The sequence below is a fragment of the Saccharopolyspora indica genome (assembly GCF_027853965.1).
Lineage (GTDB): Bacteria > Actinomycetota > Actinomycetes > Mycobacteriales > Pseudonocardiaceae > Saccharopolyspora > Saccharopolyspora indica.
In genome coordinates this window covers 363,632-382,159 of the sequence record NZ_JAQGLB010000005.1, presented here as the reverse complement: position 1 = coordinate 382,159, position 18,528 = coordinate 363,632, and the positions used below count along the sequence as shown (strand labels likewise).

The following is an 18,528-nucleotide window of genomic DNA, read 5'->3' as shown; positions in this document are numbered from 1 at the left end:
GGCGACATGCCGGTCTTGATCGAACACGGAGCACCATCAATCGACAACAATGACCATGAACGCACGGACAGTCAACGCGGCCGAAAGGGGGCCCGCAAATCGGAGCAGCGACGTGGATCCACCGGGTGCAGCGGGGTTACGTTGTTGGCCCGCTTCAGCTTTCCGGCGATGCTGCCGAGCCCAGGAGGGTGTGGACGTGACCGCTACCGAGATGTTTCTGACCGCGCGGGATTTCCTGCTGCGGCACCGGACGGACTACGACACCGCGCGGCGGGAGTTCCAGTGGCCGCGCCCCGCGGAGTTCAACTGGGCGCTGGACTGGTTCGACACCATCGGCGCGCGGCGCGACGGCACCGCGCTGTGGATCGTCGAGGCCGACGGCTCCGAGCGCAAGGTGTCGTTCCGGGCCATGACCCGGCGGTCGAACCAGGTGGCGAACTGGCTGCGCGGGCTCGGCGTGGCCCGCGGCGACCGGCTGGTGCTCATGCTGGGCAACCAGGTGGAGCTGTGGGAGACGATCCTGGCCGCGATGAAGCTCGGCGCGGTGATCATCCCGGCCACGCCGCTGCTGGGGCCCGCCGACCTGCGCGACCGCATCGACCGCGGCCGCGCCAAGCACGTGGTGACCACCGCGGCCGATGCGCCGAAGTTCGCCGACGTGCCGGGCGACTACACCCGGATCGCGGTCGGCGGAGCGGTTCCGGGGTGGACGTCCTACGCGGACAGCTCCGAGGCCGCCGAGGAGTTCGCACCGGACGCGCCCACCCGGGCCGACGATCCGATGCTGCTGTACTTCACCTCCGGCACCACGGCGCTGCCCAAGCTGGTCGCGCACACCCACTCCTCCTACCCGGTCGGGCACCTGTCCACGATGTACTGGATCGGCCTGGAACCGGGCGACGTGCACCTCAACATCTCCTCGCCGGGATGGGCAAAGCACGCCTGGAGCAACGTCTTCGCGCCGTGGAACGCCGAAGCGACGGTGTTCATCTACAACTACGAGCGCTTCGACGCCGCCGCGCTGATGGCGCAGATGCAGCGGTGCGGGATCACCAGCTTCTGCGCGCCGCCGACGGTGTGGCGGATGCTGATCCAGGCCGATCTGACCACTCTGGACACCCCGCCGTCCAAAGTGGTCGGTGCGGGTGAGCCGCTGAACCCGGAGATCATCGAGCAGGTCCGGCGCGCCTGGCGGGTGACCATCCGCGACGGCTTCGGGCAGACCGAGACCAGCGTGCAGGTGGCCAACACGCCCGGGCAGGAGGTGCGGCCGGGCTCGATGGGGCGGCCGCTGCCCGGGTTCGAGGTCGAGCTGCTCGACCCGGTCACCGGAGAGCCGGCCGAGGAGGGTGAGATCTGCCTGGCGCTGCAGCCGCGCCCGGTGGGGCTGATGACCGGCTACGCCGATGACACCGAGCGCACCGCCGAGGTGACCCGCGGCGGTCACTACCACACCGGGGACGTCGGTTCCCGCGACGCGGACGGCTACATCACCTACGTGGGCCGCACCGATGACGTGTTCAAGGCCTCCGACTACCGGATCTCGCCGTTCGAGCTGGAGAGCGTGCTGCTGGAGCACGAGGCGGTCGCGGAAGCGGCGGTGGTGCCCGCGCCGGACGCCATCCGGCTGGCGGTGCCGAAGGCCTACGTGGTGCTCGCCGGGCAGCACGAGCCGAGCCGGGAGACCGCGCTGTCCATCCTGAAGTTCGCGCGTGAGCAGCTGGCGCCCTACAAGCGGGTGCGGCGGCTGGAGTTCTACGAGCTGCCCAAGACGATCTCGGGCAAGATCCGCCGGGTGGAGCTGCGCCACCGGGAGGACGAGCTGGCCGGCGCCGACGGCCGGTCCGGGGAGTACCGCGAGGAGGACTTCCCCGAGCTGAAGGGGTGAGGTCGAGTGGCGCGCACCCCCGGTGCGTGCCACTCTTCAACACGGTCTTCCGGTGGATTCCGGTGGGCCGGGCGGGGGAGCGGACTGGGGGTGGTGCGCCGGGCGGGCGCCCGGTTGGTGGAAAGCGGTCGCGCCGCGCGGACGGCCATCGTAACATCCTGGGTCCGCGCCGCGATGGAATCGCTGAAAAGGGAAGCGGTCAACCGCCGTGTCGCCTCATTTTCGAATTCTTATCGACACGCGGGTTGCGGAGTATTCAGTTGTCGTGGTAAGCGGATTGGCGCGGATTGTACACAACTTCGTGACGATCTGCACGTGCCCAATCGTTACCCTCCGCGCAAATGGTCTGAATCGGCGCTGGTGGCAGCGCATTCATTCACCCAGGGTGACTTTTCGAATCACGCTATCATCGCATTCCGGTGATTAGCGTCACACGTTCGTACGCTTGCTTTGAGATCTCCTTCGCCTAGGTTAGTTAACCGACGCAGGAATTCCGCGTCAGCGCTGATCGGCAAAGATGCCGATCGAGTGCGACCGGCGCTCGTGATTGCGGCCTTGAGCGTTTCTCGGCTGCCCGCGCCGGTCTGAGGTGTTGCCTTTTTCGCAGTGGCGACCCGGCACGGCCACGGACGAGCTCGGGTGCGGATTTTTCGCGTGCTCGAGTTGTGTCCGGTGGTGCATGACCAACGTGAGTGGTGGGAGTGAAGCATGGCCAAGAGCGTGGACGACCTGGACTCCAGCGCAGGCTCCGGAACTCCGGATACCGCCGACCTGGTGGCGCGCGAGGAGCAGGTGTTCGGCGAGAATCCGTTGGATGTGCGGGAGTCGGACCACTACACCCACGAGTACGTCGGCAGCTTCGTGGAGAAGTGGGACGAGCTCATCGACTGGAAGAAGCGCTACGAGAGCGAGGGCTCGTTCTTCATCGACCAGCTCAAGGCCCGTGGTGTGCGCTCGGTGCTCGACGTGGCCACCGGCACCGGTTTCCACTCGGTGCGGTTGCTGGAGGAGGGCTTCGACGCGGTCAGCGCCGACGGCAGCCCGCAGATGCTGGCCAAGGCCTTCAGCAACGGGCTGACCTACGGCGGGCACATCCTGCGCGTCGTGCACGCGGATTGGCGCTGGCTGAATCGTGACGTCCACGGCGAATACGACGCGATCGTCTGTCTGGGAAATTCGTTCACCCACCTGTTCTCCGAACGGGACCGGCGCAAAGCGCTCGCCGAGTTCTACGCGATGCTCAAGCACGACGGCGTGCTGATCATCGACCAGCGAAATTACGACTCGATTCTGGACAGCGGATTTTCCTCGAAGCACACCTACTACTACGCGGGTGAGGACGTTTCCGCTGAGCCGGATTACATCGACGAGGGACTGGCCCGCTTCAAGTACACGTTCCCGGACAAATCTGAATTCTTCCTGAACATGTACCCGCTGCGGAAGAACTACGTCCGCAGGCTCATGCGCGAGGTCGGGTTCCAGCGGATCGACACCTACGGCGACTTCCAGGAGACCTACCACGACGCCGAACCGGACTTCTTCATCCACGTCGCGGAGAAGAAGTACCGGCCGGACGAGGAGCTCTCCGACGTCTACTCCACCGCGGTGCACACCGCCCGCGACTACTACAACTCGGCGGACGCGGACAACTTCTACTACCACGTGTGGGGCGGCAACGACATCCACGTCGGCATCTACGAGACGCCGGACGAGGACATCGACGCCGCGTCCCGCCGGACCGTGGAGCGGATGGCGGCCAAGGTCGAGATCACCCCGGACACCCGGATCCTCGACATCGGCTCCGGCTACGGCGGTGCGGCCCGGCACCTGGCGGCCACCTACGGCTGCAAGGTGTCCTGCCTGAACCTCAGCGAGGTGGAGAACGCCCGCAACGCGGAGTTCAACCGGGCCGCGGGCCTCGACGAGCTGATCGAGGTCAAGGACGGTTCCTTCGAGGACATCCCGTTCCAGGACAACGCCTTCGACATCGTCTGGTCGCAGGACGCGATCCTGCACAGCGGCGACCGGGAGCGGGTGCTGGAAGAGGTGACCCGCGTGCTCAAGCGCGGCGGTTCCTTCCTGTTCACCGACCCGATGGCCGCCGACGGCGCCAAGGTGCAGGACCTCGGACCGATCCTGGACCGGCTCAGCCTGGAGACCATGGGCTCGCCCTCCTTCTACCGCCGCGAGCTGGCCCGGCTGGGGCTGCAGAGCTTCGAGTTCGACGACCTGACCGAGTTCCTGCCGATCCACTACGGACGAGTGCTGGAGGTTCTCGAGAGCAGGGAGTCAGAACTCTCGGAGAAGATCAGCGACGAGTACCGGGCCAAGATGAAGACCGGTCTGAAGAACTGGGTCTCGGGTGGTAAGGCGGGCAACCTGGCATGGGGCATCATCCACGCCCGGGCCTGAGACCCCCCGGTGCCGTAAATGGTCACCACCGTACGCAAGGATCAATGCCGCAGCAGTGTGAGGTGAGGAGCAGTCGTGAGTGAGATCAACCGCAGGTTGTTCACCAGTGAGTCGGTGACCGAGGGACACCCGGACAAGATCTGCGATGCGATCAGCGACGCCGTGTTGGACGCGTTGTTGGCCCAGGACCCCAGGTCGCGCGTCGCGGTCGAGACCCTGGTGACCACCGGTCAGGTGCACGTCGCCGGTGAGGTGACCACCGCTGCCTACGCCGACATCCCGACCATCGTCCGGGAGAAGATCCTGGAGATCGGCTACGACTCCTCCGCGAAGGGCTTCGACGGCGCGTCCTGCGGCGTCAACGTCGCGATCGGCTCGCAGTCGCCGGACATCGCGCAGGGCGTGGACACCGCGCACGAAGCGCGCGTCGAAGGCGCCGACGACGAGATCGATAAGCAGGGCGCCGGCGACCAGGGCCTGATGTTCGGCTACGCCTGCACCGACACCGACGAGCTGATGCCGCTGCCGATCGCGCTGGCGCACCGCCTGTCGCGGCGGCTGACCAAGGTCCGCAAGGACGGCGTGCTGCCGTACCTGCGCCCGGACGGCAAGACCCAGGTGACCATCGAGTACGCCGGTGACCAGGCGGTTCGGCTGGACACCGTGGTGCTCTCGACGCAGCACGCCGCCGACATCGACATCGAGGGCATGCTGGCCGGGGACATCAAGGAGAAGGTCATCGACCCGGAGATCGAGCGGGTCGGGCTGGACTCCGGCGACACGCGGCTGCTGGTCAACCCGACCGGCCGGTTCGTGGTCGGCGGTCCGATGGGCGACGCGGGCCTGACCGGCCGGAAGATCATCGTCGACACCTACGGCGGCATGGCCCGCCACGGCGGCGGCGCGTTCTCCGGCAAGGACCCGTCGAAGGTGGACCGCTCGGCGGCCTACGCGATGCGCTGGGTGGCGAAGAACGCCATCGCGGCCGGGCTGGCCAGCCGGATCGAGGTGCAGGTGGCCTACGCGATCGGCAAGGCCGCCCCGGTGGGCCTGTTCGTGGAGACCTTCGGCACCGAGAACGTCGACCCGGTCAAGATCCAGGCCGCGATCAACGAGGTCTTCGACCTGCGCCCGGCCGCCATCGTGCGTGACCTGGACCTCCTGCGCCCGATTTACGCGCCGACCGCGGCGTACGGTCATTTCGGGCGCAGCGACGTCGACCTGCCGTGGGAGCGCACCGACCGCGCCGAGGCGCTGAAGAGCGCCGCCGGCATCTGAGAACGATCGCCGGAGCGCGGACTGCGGGGCGCGGGCAACTGCGCCCCGCAGTCCGGCGCGCCGGTCGTCCATGGGAGCTTCGGGGCGACCCGCCCCCCGGTTAAGGAGTAGTGCAGTGCGGATTGCGGTGACCGGATCCATCGCCACCGACCACCTGATGACCTACCCCGGTAGGTTCACCGAGCAGCTCGTCGCCGACCGCCTGGAGCAGGTGTCGCTGTCGTTCCTGGTCGACGAGCTGGTGTTGCGCCGCGGCGGGGTGGCGCCGAACATCACCTTCGGCCTCGGGCAGCTGGGCGTCGGCTCGATCCTGGTCGGCGCCGTCGGCCGCGACTTCGACGACTACCGCTCGTGGCTGGAGCGCCACGGCGTGGACACCGCATCGGTGCACGTCTCGGAGACCAAGCACACCGCCCGGTTCCTGTGCACCACCGACACCGACTTCAACCAGATCGCCTCCTTCTACGCCGGTGCGATGTCCGAGGCCCGCGACATCGAGCTCAAGCCGGTCGCCGACCGGGTCGGCGGGCTGGACGTGGTGGTCGTCTCCGCCAACGACCCGGACGCGATGCTGCGGCACACCCAGGAGTGCCGGGACCGCGGCTACCGGTTCATCGCCGACCCCGGCCAGCAGCTGGCCCGGATGGACGGCGACGGGATCCGCAAGCTGGTCGAGGGCGCCGAGTACCTGTTCACCAACGAGTACGAGCACGGCCTGCTGCTGCAGAGCACCGGCTGGAGCCACGACGAGGTGCTCGCCCGGGTCGGCAGCTGGGTGACGACGCTGGGCCCGAAGGGCGTCCAGGTGGAGTCCAACTCGCAGCCCACCGCCGAGGTCGTCCCGCCCAAGGAGAAGCAGAAGGGCGACCCGACCGGCGTCGGCGACGCGCTGCGGGCCGGGTTCCTGGCCGGTCTGTCCCACGATCTGGGAGTTGAGCGTTCGTTGCAGCTAGGTTGCACGTTGGCGACCGTTTCGCTGGAAGCCGACGGCCCGCAGGAGTACCAGGTCGAGCGCGACTCGTTCCTCGCCCGGATCGCCGAGGCCTACGGTGACGTGGCGGCGGGCGAGGTCGGGGCGAAGCTCCGCTGAGCAACGGGGAGTAGGCACGGCATGGCAGACCGGCAGAACGATCCGAGCGGGTTCCTGACCGCCCTCGGCGAGCGCGTCCTCGTCGCCGACGGCGGCATGGGCACCGCGTTGCAGGGCTTCGACCTGACGTTGGACGACTTCGCCAACCTGGAGGGCTGCAACGAGATCCTCAACGTGACCCGGCCCGACGTGGTGTCCTCGATCTACCGGGGCTACCTGGAGGCGGGCTCGGACGCGATCGAGACCAACACCTTCGGCGCGAACTGGGCCAACCTCGCCGAGTACGACATCCCGGAGCGCATCCGGGAGCTGGCCGAGAAGGGCACGGTGCTGGCCCGCGAGGCGGCCGACGAGTACGCCACCGCGGACCGGCCGCGGTTCGTGCTGGGCTCGGTCGGCCCGGGCACCAAGCTGCCGACGCTGGGGCACGCGCCCTACGCGCAGCTGCGCGACGCCTACCTGGAGCAGGTCCTGGGCATGCTCGACGGCGGCATCGACGCGGTGCTGGTCGAGACCTCGCAGGACCTGCTGCAGACCAAGGCCTCGATCGTCGCCGCCAAGCGGGCGATGGCCCAGACCGGGCGGCACGTGCCGATCATCGCGCAGGTCACCGTGGAGACCACCGGCACCATGCTGGTCGGCTCGGAGATCGGCGCGGCGCTGACCGCGCTGGAACCGCTGGGCATCGACCTGATCGGGATGAACTGCGCGACCGGTCCGGCGGAGATGAGCGAGCACCTGCGGGTGCTGGCGCAGAACTCCCGGATCCCGCTGTCGGTGATGCCCAACGCCGGCCTGCCCGAGCTGGGCCCCAACGGCGCGGTCTACCCGCTGCAGCCCGACGAGCTGGCCGAGGCGCTGGTCGGGTTCGTCAACGACTACGGCGCACGGCTGGTCGGCGGCTGCTGCGGCACCACCACCGAGCACGTGCGCGCGGTGGCCGAAGCGGTCCGCGAGATCACCCCCGCGCCGCGCACCCCGGAGCACGTCCCGTCGGTCTCCTCGGTGTACCAGTCGGTGCCCTTCGAGCAGGACGCCTCGATCCTCAACGTCGGCGAGCGGACCAACACCAACGGCTCCAAGGCCTTCCGCGAGGCCATGCTGGAGGGCCGCTACGACGACTGCGTGGAGATCGCCAAGGCCCAGACCCGCGAAGGCGCGCACATGCTCGACCTGTGCGTGGACTACGTGGGCCGGGACGGCACCGCCGACATGCGGGAGCTGGCCTCGCGGCTGGCCACCGCCTCGACGCTGCCGATCATGGTCGACTCCACCGAGCCGGAGGTCATCGAGGCCGGGCTGGAGCACCTCGGTGGCCGCTGCGCGATCAACTCGGTCAACTGGGAGGACGGCCACGAGCCGGGCTCCCGGTACGAGCGGGTCATGCGGATGGCCGTCGAGCACGGCGCCACCGTCGTGGTGACCTGCATCGACGAGGAGGGGCAGGCCCGCACCGCGGAGTGGAAGCTGCGGGTCGCCGAGCGGCTGATCGAGGACATGACCACCAACTGGGGTCTGGACGAGTCCGCGATCATCATCGACTGCCTGGTCTTCCCGATCACCACCGGTCAGGAGGAGGTCCGCAAGGACGCCATCGAGACCATCAACGCGATCCGGGAGCTCAAGGCCCGCCACCCGCGGGTGCAGACCACGCTGGGCCTGTCCAACGTGTCCTTCGGGCTCAACCCGGCGGCGCGGCAGGTGCTCAACTCGGTGTTCCTCAACGAGTGCCGGGAAGCCGGGCTGGACACCGCGATCCTCAACGCCTCCAAGATCCTGCCGATGAGCAAGATCGACGAGGAGGCGCGCGACGTCGCGCTGGACCTGGTCTACGACCGGCGCCGCGAGGGCTACGACCCGCTGCAGAAGCTCATGGAGCTCTTCGAGGGCCAGACCGCGAAGTCCAGCAGCGCCTCGCGCGCCGAGGAGCTCGCGAAGCTGCCGCTGTTCGAGCGGCTGGAGCGGCGGATCGTCGACGGCGAGCGCAACGGCCTGGAGGACGACCTGCAGGCGGCGATGGCCGAGAAGGCGCCGCTGCAGATCATCAACGAGAACCTGCTGGCGGGCATGAAGGTCGTCGGCGACCTGTTCGGCTCCGGGCAGATGCAGCTGCCGTTCGTGCTGCAGTCCGCCGAGGTGATGAAGGCCGCGGTGGCGCACCTGGAACCGCACATGGAGAAGGACGACTCCGGCGGCAAGGGCAGGCTGCTGCTGGCCACGGTCAAGGGCGATGTGCACGACATCGGCAAGAACCTGGTCGACATCATCGTCTCCAACAACGGCTACGACGTGGTCAACATCGGCATCAAGCAGCCGATCGGCGCCATCCTCGAAGCCGCCGAGGAGCACCAGGTCGACGCCATCGGCATGTCCGGGCTGCTGGTGAAGTCCACGGTGATCATGAAGGAGAACCTGGAGGAGATGAACTCCAGGGGCCTCGCCGGCAAGTACCCGGTGATGCTCGGCGGTGCGGCCCTGACCAGGTCCTTCGTCGAGCACGACCTGGACGAGGTCTACCAGGGCGACGTGCGCTACGCCAAGGACGCCTTCGAGGGCCTGCACCTGATGGACCGGCTGATGGCCATCAAGCGCGGCGACAGCCCCGAGGAGGACGCCGCCGAGGAGGCCAAGAAGGCCGAGCGCAAGGCCCGCCGCGAGCGCTCGCTGCGCATCGCCGAGAAGCGCAAGGCCGAGCAGGGCGAGGAACCCGGCTACGACGACACCACGCGGTCCGACGTGGCCACCGACTCGCCGGTGCCGACCCCGCCGTTCTGGGGCTCGAAGGTGGTCAAGGGCGTCGCGGTCGCCGACTACCTGGCGCTGCTGGACGAGCGGGCCACGTTCTTCGGCCAGTGGGGCCTGCGCGGCGCCAAGAAGGGCGAAGGCCCCTCCTACGAGGAGCTGGTGGAGACCGAGGGCAGGCCGCGGCTGCGGCACTGGATCGACGAGCTGTCCACCGCGGGCATCCTGCAGCACGCGGCGGTGGTCTACGGCTACTTCCCGTGCGTGACCGAGGGCAACCACCTCGTCGTGCTGGACAAGGAGGAGCCCGACGCCCCGGAGCGCTGCCGGTTCTTCTTCCCGCGGCAGAAGCGCGACCGCAGGCTGTGCCTGTCCGACTTCTTCCGCACCCGGGAGCAGGCCGAGCAGACCGGCCAGGTGGACGTGCTGCCGATGCAGCTGGTCACCATGGGCCAGCCGATCGCCGACTACGCCAACGAGCTGTTCGCCAAGAACGCCTACCGGGACTACCTGGAGGTGCACGGCCTGAGCGTGCAGCTCACCGAGGCGCTGGCCGAGTACTGGCACCGCCGGGTCCGCCGCGAGCTGGCCTGGTCCAGCGGCGGCACGGTGGCCCAGGAGGACCCCGAGGACGTGCGGGAGTTCTTCAAGCTCGGTTATCGCGGCGCGCGGTACTCCTTCGGCTACGGCGCCTGCCCGGACATCGAGGACCGGGCCAAGATCGTCGACCTGCTGGAGTCCGAGCGCATCGGCGTGGTGCTCTCCGAGGAGTTCCAGCTCCACCCGGAGCAGTCCACGGACGCGATCGTCGCCCACCACCCCGAGGCCAAGTACTTCAACACGTGACGGGTGTCCGCACCCGAGAAGCAGCACGGATCGACGCAGGTCGGCGCCACCGGAAGGGCGCTACCCTGCAACTCGACACCCGATCCCACCAGACCTGACAAGATCGGGAAACCAGAAAGGAAGCCATGAGCGCGAAGCTGCAGAAGGTCAACGGCCTGGAGTTCGCCGTCAGGGATCTGACGCTGGCCGAGGCCGGGCGGCACCAGATCCGGTTGGCCGAGCACGAGATGCCGGGCCTGATGGCGACCCGCGAGGAGTACGCGGCCGCTCAGCCGTTGAAGGGCGCGCGGATCGCCGGCTCGCTGCACATGACAGTGCAGACCGCCGTGCTGATCGAGACCCTGGTCGCGCTGGGCGCCGAGGTCCGCTGGGTGTCCTGCAACATCTTCTCCACCCAGGACGAGGCCGCGGCGGCGATCGTCGTCGGCCCGAACGGCACCCCGGAGGCGCCCGAGGGCATTCCGGTGTTCGCCTGGAAGGGCGAGACGCTGGAGGACTACTGGTGGTGCACCGACCAGCTGTTCCAGTTCGGCGAGCAGGGCCCGAACATGATCCTCGACGACGGCGGCGACGCCACCATGCTGGTGCACAAGGGCGTCGAGTTCGAGGCCGCCGGTGCGGTCCCGCAGGCCACCGATGAGGACTCCGACGAGTTCAAGGTGTTCCTGGAGACGCTGCGCAAGAGCCTGGCCGCCGACGCCAAGCGGTTCACCCGCCTGGCCGCGGACATCAAGGGCGTCACCGAGGAGACCACCACCGGTGTGCACCGGCTCTACGAGCTGGCCAAGACCGACGACCTGCTGTTCCCGGCGATCAACGTCAACGACTCGGTCACCAAGTCGAAGTTCGACAACAAGTACGGCTGCCGCCACTCGCTGGTCGACGGCATCAACCGCGCCACCGACGTGCTCATCGGCGGCAAGGTCGCCGTGATCTGCGGTTACGGCGACGTCGGCAAGGGCTCGGCGGAGTCGCTGCGCGGCCAGGGCGCCCGCGTCATCGTCACCGAGGTCGACCCGATCTGCGCGCTGCAGGCGGCGATGGACGGCTACCAGGTCACCACCCTGGAAGAGGTCGTCTCGATCGCGGACATCTTCGTCACCACGACCGGCAACTTCAACATCATCACCGCCGACCACATGGCGCAGATGAAGCACAACGCCATCGTGGGCAACATCGGCCACTTCGACAACGAGATCGACATGGCCGGCCTGGAGAAGGTCCCGGGCATCAAGAAGCAGGAGATCAAGCCGCAGGTCCACGAGTTCGCGTTCCCGGACGGGCACTCGATCATCGTGCTGTCCGAGGGCCGCCTGCTGAACCTGGGCAACGCCACCGGCCACCCCAGCTTCGTGATGTCGAACTCCTTCACCAACCAGACGATCGCCCAGATCGAGCTGTTCACCAAGCCGGGCGAGTACGACAAGCAGGTCTACGTGCTGCCCAAGCACCTGGACGAGAAGGTCGCCCGCCTGCACCTGGACGCCCTCGGCGTCAAGCTCACCAAGCTGACCAAGGAGCAGGCGGCCTACATCGGTGTGGACGTGGACGGCCCCTACAAGCCGGACCACTACCGCTACTGAGTTTTCGGGCTTTAAGGAGCCGTGCTCGTCCTGCGTTGCGGTGCGGGTAGCGGAACCTCAGAGGCTTTCTCGACTCCGGGATCGGCGGACTTGAGTACCGAGGCGTACGCGGCGTCCGGGCTGTCCTCGCGAGAAAGCCTCTGAGAACCCGCGGCGGTGCGAGTTGCGAGGGTGGGCTATGCGCCTGCGGCGCATGCGGCACCTTGCGATCGGTGCCGGTCGAGCGTCGCGGTCGCTGTTTACCGCCGAAAGCGCCTCCGGCGCTTGCCTGACGGTGGTTGGTTGTCCGTTCGGCTCGCCGCTGCTGGCTCCGTGTCCGTGAGCGTTTTGGGGCGCTATGACGCCCCAAAACGCTCACGGGCCTTGGCCGGGCCAAATCGCCTGCCGCGCTGGACGAGGTGGTTCTGCCGCTGGACGAGGCGGTGCTGCTGTTCTGGACGAGCGGTTCTGCCGCTTGACGAGACCAAGCTGGGAATGAGGGAGGCCAGGAATGACCAAAGTCATCGACCGGCTGCGCCCCGGCAAGACGGTGTTCTCGGTGGAGTTCTTCCCGCCGAAGACCGACGAGGAGGAACGCCAGCTGTGGCGGGCCATCCGGGAGCTGGAGCCGCTGGACCCCGCCTACGTGTCGGTGACCTACGGCGCGGGCGGATCCAGCCGGGACCGCACGGTCCGGACCACGGGCCGGATCGCCAGGGACACCACGCTGGTGCCGGTGGCGCACCTGACCGGGGTGAACCACTCGATCGCCGAGCTGCGCCACGTCATCGGCTCGTACGCGGCCGAGGGCATCACGAACGTGCTGGCCATCCGCGGCGACCCGCCGGGCGACCCGCTGGGCGAGTGGATCCCGCACCCGGAGGGCATCACCTACGCCGACGAGCTGGTCCGGCTGGTGCGCGAGTGCGGTGACTTCAGCGTGGGCGTCGCGGCGTTCCCGCACCTGCACCCGCGTTCGCCGGACCTGGAGTCCGACACCGAGCACATGGTCAACAAGCTGCGGGCCGGGGCGGACTTCTCGGTGGCGCAGATGTTCCTGGAACCGGAGTACTTCCTGCGGCTGCGGGACCGGCTTGAGCAGCGCGGCTGCCACCAGCCGCTGCTGCCGGGCGTCATGCCGATCACCACGCCGAAGGTCCTGGGCATGACCACCCAGCTGAGCAACATGACCATCCCGGACGAGGTGTCGGCGGTGCTGGACCCGCTGCGCGAGGACGCGCCCGGATTCCGGGAGGCGGGCCTGGAGATCACCACCCGGCTGTGCGAGAAGCTGATCGCCGAAGGCGTTCCGGCGCTGCACTTCTACAGCCTCAACCGGGCCAAGGCCACCCGCGAGGTGCTGGCCAACCTCGGCCTGATCGACGGCGTGCTCAAGGCCGCCTGACCGGCCGAACCGCCCCGCCGCCCGGTCCGACCGCCGGGCGGCGGGGCTTTCGGCGTCAGCCGCGGCTTTCGATCCGCAGATCGCCCCTGGTCACGGCGCGGATGTGGTCGCCGGCGAGCAGGTCGTGCGGGTAGCCGAGCTCGATCGAGCTGGCCGTCTCCAAGCGGTCCAGCTGCGCGGTGGTGAACTCGACCTCCAGCGCGCCCAGGTTGCCCTCCAGCTGCTCGGGCGTGCGAGCGCCGATGACCGGCGCCGTCACGTCCGGGTTCTGCAGGAGCCAGGCCAGCCCGACCTGGGCGGGTGTGCGGCCCAGCTCCGCGGCGACCTCCTGCACGGCATCGGCGATGGTGAGGTTGCGCTCGGTCACCAGGCCCACCCCGGCGTTGAAGCTCTTGCGCGCGCTCTCAGCGGACCCGGCGCCCGTCAGGTCGGCGCGGCTGTACTTGCCGGTGAGCAGGCCGCCCGCCAGCGGTGAGTACGGGGTCACGCCCAGGCCCAGCTCCCGCGCCATCGGGATCAGGTCGCGCTCCGCGGCCCGGTTGACGAGGTTGTACTCGACCTGCAGCCCGATCAGCGGCGACCAGCCGCGCAGATCGGCGATCGCCTGCATGCGCGACACCTGCCAGGCGGGCGCGTTGGACATCGCCACGTACAGGACCTTGCCCTGCCGGACCAGGTCGTCCAAGCTGCGCAGGACCTCCTCGACCGGTGTCGTGAAGTCCCAGACGTGCAGGAAGAGCAGATCGACGTAGTCGGTGCCCAGTCGCCGCAGACTGGCCTCCACCGAGGCGACCAGGCTCTTGCGGTGCGCGCCGCCGGAGTTCGGGTCGCCGGGTTTGCGCAGCGTCGAGTACTTCGTCGCCAGCACCAGGCTCTCGCGGTTGTCGCGGGCGAACTCGCCCAGCAACCGCTCGGAGCTGCCCTCGGTGTAGGTGTTGGCGGTGTCGATGAAGTTGCCGCCGCGCTCGACGTAGGTGTCGAACAGCTTGCGCGCCTCGGCCTCCTCCGCGCCCCAGCCCCACTCGGTGCCGAAGGTCGCCGTGCCCAGCGCCAGCGGTGAGACCCGCAGCCCGGAGCGGCCCAGCAACCGGTAGGTGTCGAGGGTGAGCGACATGGTGTTTCTCCCGTGCTTTCGGTCCGTTGTCGGAAACCGAGTCTGCGACCGCCGGGAGCCGGGGATAAGGGGCGGAACTTCCTGGGAACGCCAGTCCTACCCCGGCGGTAGGATCGGCGTGATGACCCGCACCGTGCACCGGACGCAGGAGCTGGCCGCGTTCCTGCGGTCCCGGCGCGAAAGCCTGGACCCGCGCGACTTCGGCCTGCCGGAGCGCAGGCAGGCCCGGCGGACTCCGGGCTTGCGCCGCGAGGAGGTCGCCGAACTGGCCGGGATCAGCATCGACTACGTCGTGCGGCTGGAGCAGGGGCGCGGGTTGCGGCCTTCGGCCGAAGTCGTGGAGGCGCTGGCCGGAGCGCTGCGCCTGGCGCCGGACGAGCGCGCCTACCTCTTCGGCCTGGCGCAGCAGCGCCCCCGCAGCGCCGACGAACCCGCCACCACCGCGGCGCCGTCGCTGGCCGGGCTGGTCGCCGATCTCTCGCCGCTGCCCGCCATGCTGATGAACCACCGGTACGACATCCTCGCCTGGAACGACCAGATGGCGGCGCTGCTGCTGGACTTCGGGGAGTTGCCGCCGAAGCAGCGCAACTCGATGTGGCTGTGCCTGATGCACCCGGAGATCCGCGAGCGCTACCTCGACCGCGAACGCGTCGTGCGTGACGGCATCGCGCACCTGCGCGCGGCGTGGGCAGCGCACCCCGAGGACCGGGCGCTGACCGATCTCATCGCCGAATTCACCATGCGTGACGAGGAATTCGCGCGGTTGTGGGCGGAGCGGGACGTCCAGGTCAACGGCCGCGGGAGCAAGGTGCTGCGGCATCCGGACGCCGGCGTGCTCGCCCTGGACTTCGAAGTGCTCATGCCGCTGCAGGATCCGGATCAGCGGTTGCTGATCTACCGCGCTGCCGACGAGCAGACCCGGTTGGCGCTGAACCGGTTGTTCAGCTGATCGCCCACGGACCGGACCGCGGATGGTTGTATGGACGCATGGATCTCGTGGTGCGGACTGAGCGCGGTGCGGTGCGGGGCACCGCCGGTGGAGAGTTGTGCGTTTTCAAGGGGATTCCGTACGCGGCGCCGTTGGACGGGCCGCGCCGGTTCCAGGCCCCGCAAGCCCCGGAGCGGTGGGAGGGGGAGCGGGACGCGTCCGCGTTCAGCGCGTCGGTCCCGCAGCCCGCGATCATGCCGGGCATCCCGTCGTCGTGGAATCCCGGTGACAGCGCGGAATCCCTGACGGTGAACGTGTGGACGCCGGATCTCGGCGGCGGGCTGCCGGTGCTGGTCTGGATCCACGGCGGCGCCTTCCTCGGCGGGTCGAGCAGCGAGTACGACCCGGCGAGGCTGGCGCAGGCCGGTGTGGTCGTGGTGACGGTGAACTACCGGGTGGGCTACGAGGGGTTCGGCTGGGTGGCCGATGCTCCGGCCAACCGGGGGATCCTGGACCAGCTGGCGGCGTTGCGCTGGGTGCAGGACAACATCGCCTCCTTCGGTGGTGATCCGGGCAACGTGACGATCTTCGGCGAGTCCGCCGGTGCGACCTCGGTGGCGACGCTGGTCGCCGGTTCGGCCGAGCACGGGTTGTTCCGCCGCGCCATCGCGCAGAGCCTCGGTTCGCTGTTCTGCGCGGAGGACGAGTTCCACAAGGTCAGCGAACTCGTCCTCGGGCGGCTGGGAACCTCCGCGACGGCGGAGGAGCTGGGCGCCGTCGCGCCGGAGGCGATCCACACCGCGCAGGCCGCGGCGATGGCGGAGATCAACGAAGACCGAGCGGCCTGGACGAACTCCACGCCGTACGCGGTGGTCTTCGACGGTGCCGTCCTCGACGACCTGCCGTGGGCGATGCTGCGCCGCGGTTCGGGGCGGGGCGTGGAGCTGATCTGCGGTTACAACACCGATGAAGCCCGGATGTTCACCGTCGACCTGCCCGCGGCGGCCAAGGACCCCGCGCTGCTGGCCCGCGGCCTGCGGCTGGACCCGTCGGTGGTGGAGCAGTACCGCGCCGGGTACCCGGGCGAGCCCGACTCCGAGCTGCACGCGCTGATGCTCAGCGACCAGCTGTTCCGGATGCCGGGGCTCTGGAGCGCTGAAGCGCACGCGCAGGCGGGCGGCCGCAGCTACCTCTACGAGTTCGCCTGGCCCGCCCCGGGCAGCGGTGGTGTGTTCGGCGCGTGCCACGGCCTGGACGTCCCGTTCACCTTCGGTGTTTCCGGCGGTCTCCTCGGCACGACCCTGCTCGGCGAAGAGCCGCCCGCGGACTTCGAGACCCTCTCGGCGGAACTGCGCGGGTCCTGGATCTCCTTCGCCACCAGCGGAGATCCGGGCTGGCCCGAGTACACCGCGCAGGACCGCCGGACCCGGATCTGGCACGTCCCGTCGACGGTGGTCGCCGACCCGATCAAGGCGTCCCGCGAGATCTGGCAGCACCGGTTCTGAGCCGCTGGCGAGTTCCCGCCAATCGGTCCGCTCCCGCGGCCGGGGCGGAATTCTGTGCGCATGTCTGGGAAGGCGGTTCGCGCGGCAGCCGTGCTCGCGCTGGCGTTGTCCGTTGCGATGGTGCCGGGAACTGCGGCTGCCGCGCCGTACTGCCAATCGGTCAAGGACGCGTCGAACCCGGACTGGATGGCCGGGCTGCCCGACGACGCGAGCCTGGCGCAGCTGTCGATCCCGGGCACGCACCAGACGCTGTCGCTGCACGGCGGCGAGCTGACCCAGACGCAGGAGAACCACGGCGACAGCGCGGAAACCCTCGCCGTCCAGCTGCAGTCGGGCATCCGCGCCATCGACATCCGGGTGCGCCGCTACGACGACAAGTTCACCCTGCACCACGGGCCGTTCTACCAGAACGCGAACTTCTCCGACGTGCTGCAGAAGGCGGGCGACTTCCTGTCCGCGCACCCGGGCGAGACGGTGCTGATGCGGCTCAAGGCCGAGTGCACCGGCGAAGTGGCCTCGTGCACCGACGAGAACAGCAGCCTCGAGGTCGATCAGATCCTGGACTGGTACCGCGACAACGATCCCAACGGCAAGTACCTGCACGACCCGGCGGGCGGCGGAGTCCCCGCGCTCGGCGAAGTGCGCGGCAAGATCGTGCTCGCGACGCTGCAGGGCGCGGGCGGCGGCCTGTACGGCGGGCGCGGCATCGGCCAGTTCACCAACGACACCTGGGGCGAGTACGTCCAGGACGAGTACACCGTCCCGACGCTGTTCGACATCGACGACAAGTGGAACAAGGCCCGCGCCCACCTGGACAAGACCGCGGCGGCGGACCGCGGCGAGATGTTCCTGAACTTCACCAGCGGCTCCAGCCCTGCGGCCTTCCCGAACGCGGTGGCCTGCGGAGCGGCGGGCTTCCGGGGCGTGAACGACTACGCCCTGGAACACCTGAAGTCCAACGACCTCCCGCGCACCGGCGTGATCATGATGGACTACCCGGGAGCAGACCTGATCAACACCATCATCGCCACCAACGGCTGACCTCGGCGCTACCGCGCGCCGCTGCGCGAATCGCGTTTCCCCGTGGGGGATCCGGGCGTGGTCAGGTAGGCCACGGCCAGCTCTGCCGTCTCGTCGGCCCAGCTGCTCCAGGTCAACCCGTCCGGCCACGCCCGGCAGGTGGCGGCTCGGTGCACGCACGAGCTGGTGATCGTGCGGGCGGCTACGCGCAGGGCCAGCCCCCGATCGGCCCTGCGGATGTCGTCCTCGTGCGGCGCAGCAGCTTCGACGAGGATGCCCTGGATCGCGGCGAGTGCCTGCAGGCCGCGCTCTACGCCGTCCGCGCGTTGCCCGCTGAGCAGATCGGGAAAGATGCGGTCGTGCTGGGAGAACGTGCGCGCCATCGCGTGGGTGAACGCCGCGACGACGCCGTCGAGTCCCTCCGCTGAGCTGAGCGCCTCCTCGACACCGGTTTCCAGCTGACCGAGCAGCTGGTCCTTGACCGCGTGGAGCAGTTGTTCCTTGCCGGTGAAGCGCCGGTAGATCGTGCCGACGGATACGCCGGCCCGCTCGGCGACCGCTGCGACGGTGAACTCCTCGATGCCGCTGGTGGCCAGCACCTGCTCGGCGGCGGTCAGCACCTTCTGCAGGGACATCCGGCTGCGGGCTTGCTGGGGCGGGCGGAAAGCGGCGTCGGCGTGCGGCTGGCTCACCGGTCCGACCTTACTGCCTGCACTGGGGTGGCGAACACTCAGATGT

Annotated in this window: 12 protein-coding genes; 10 read left to right on the top strand and 2 right to left on the bottom strand. The window is 69.0% G+C overall.

The window, feature by feature from the left end:
• Positions 1-211: 211 nt before the first annotated feature.
• The 7 genes from OU416_RS14810 (at position 212) to OU416_RS14780 (ending at position 13,223) form a co-directional block, all read left to right on the top strand.
• Positions 212-1,888: an AMP-binding protein gene (locus OU416_RS14810; RefSeq protein ID WP_270927582.1), complete on the top strand. Its 1,677-nt coding sequence runs from the start codon at positions 212-214 to the stop codon at positions 1,886-1,888.
• A gap of 708 nt (positions 1,889-2,596) precedes the next feature.
• On the top strand, positions 2,597-4,300 hold the full coding sequence (locus OU416_RS14805) for a glycine/sarcosine N-methyltransferase (RefSeq protein ID WP_270927505.1): 1,704 nt from the start codon (positions 2,597-2,599) through the stop codon (positions 4,298-4,300).
• Between the two features lie 75 nt (positions 4,301-4,375).
• Positions 4,376-5,578, top strand: coding sequence for a methionine adenosyltransferase (metK, locus tag OU416_RS14800; protein ID WP_270927504.1), 1,203 nt, complete (start codon positions 4,376-4,378; stop codon positions 5,576-5,578).
• A 115-nt stretch (positions 5,579-5,693) separates the two neighbouring features.
• Complete coding sequence (locus OU416_RS14795; protein WP_270927503.1) at positions 5,694-6,668, top strand: carbohydrate kinase family protein; 975 nt, start codon at positions 5,694-5,696, stop codon at positions 6,666-6,668.
• Between the two features lie 21 nt (positions 6,669-6,689).
• Positions 6,690-10,256: a methionine synthase gene (gene metH / locus OU416_RS14790; RefSeq protein WP_270927502.1), complete on the top strand. Its 3,567-nt coding sequence runs from the start codon at positions 6,690-6,692 to the stop codon at positions 10,254-10,256.
• Positions 10,257-10,381: 125 nt separating this feature from the next.
• Positions 10,382-11,839: an adenosylhomocysteinase gene (gene ahcY / locus OU416_RS14785; protein ID WP_270927501.1), complete on the top strand. Its 1,458-nt coding sequence runs from the start codon at positions 10,382-10,384 to the stop codon at positions 11,837-11,839.
• Positions 11,840-12,329: 490 nt separating this feature from the next.
• Positions 12,330-13,223 carry a methylenetetrahydrofolate reductase gene (locus OU416_RS14780; protein ID WP_093146400.1) on the top strand — a complete coding sequence of 298 codons (894 nt, stop codon included), beginning with the start codon at positions 12,330-12,332 and terminating at the stop codon, positions 13,221-13,223.
• Between the two features lie 55 nt (positions 13,224-13,278).
• On the opposite strand, the gene OU416_RS14775 is transcribed toward OU416_RS14780, so the two are convergent.
• Entirely contained in the window at positions 13,279-14,337 is a 1,059-nt protein-coding gene (locus OU416_RS14775; RefSeq protein WP_270927500.1) for an aldo/keto reductase, read from the bottom strand.
• A 118-nt stretch (positions 14,338-14,455) separates the two neighbouring features.
• On the opposite strand from OU416_RS14775, the gene OU416_RS14770 reads away from it, so the two are divergent.
• The 3 genes from OU416_RS14770 to OU416_RS14760 are packed head-to-tail and all read left to right on the top strand — an operon-like array spanning position 14,456 to position 17,811.
• The gene (locus tag OU416_RS14770; protein ID WP_270927499.1) at positions 14,456-15,286 is read left to right on the top strand and encodes a helix-turn-helix transcriptional regulator; all 831 of its coding nucleotides are present in this window, start codon (positions 14,456-14,458) and stop codon (positions 15,284-15,286) included.
• Positions 15,287-15,324: 38 nt separating this feature from the next.
• Positions 15,325-16,770, top strand: coding sequence for a carboxylesterase/lipase family protein (locus tag OU416_RS14765; RefSeq protein WP_270927498.1), 1,446 nt, complete (start codon positions 15,325-15,327; stop codon positions 16,768-16,770).
• A gap of 60 nt (positions 16,771-16,830) precedes the next feature.
• Positions 16,831-17,811, top strand: a complete 981-nt coding sequence (locus OU416_RS14760) for a phosphatidylinositol-specific phospholipase C (RefSeq protein WP_270927497.1) — start codon at positions 16,831-16,833, stop codon at positions 17,809-17,811.
• Between the two features lie 8 nt (positions 17,812-17,819).
• On the opposite strand, the gene OU416_RS14755 is transcribed toward OU416_RS14760, so the two are convergent.
• Positions 17,820-18,482 (bottom strand): TetR/AcrR family transcriptional regulator, encoded by a 663-nt coding sequence (locus tag OU416_RS14755; protein WP_270927496.1) that lies wholly within the window; start codon positions 18,480-18,482, stop codon positions 17,820-17,822.
• Positions 18,483-18,528 lie beyond the last annotated feature (46 nt).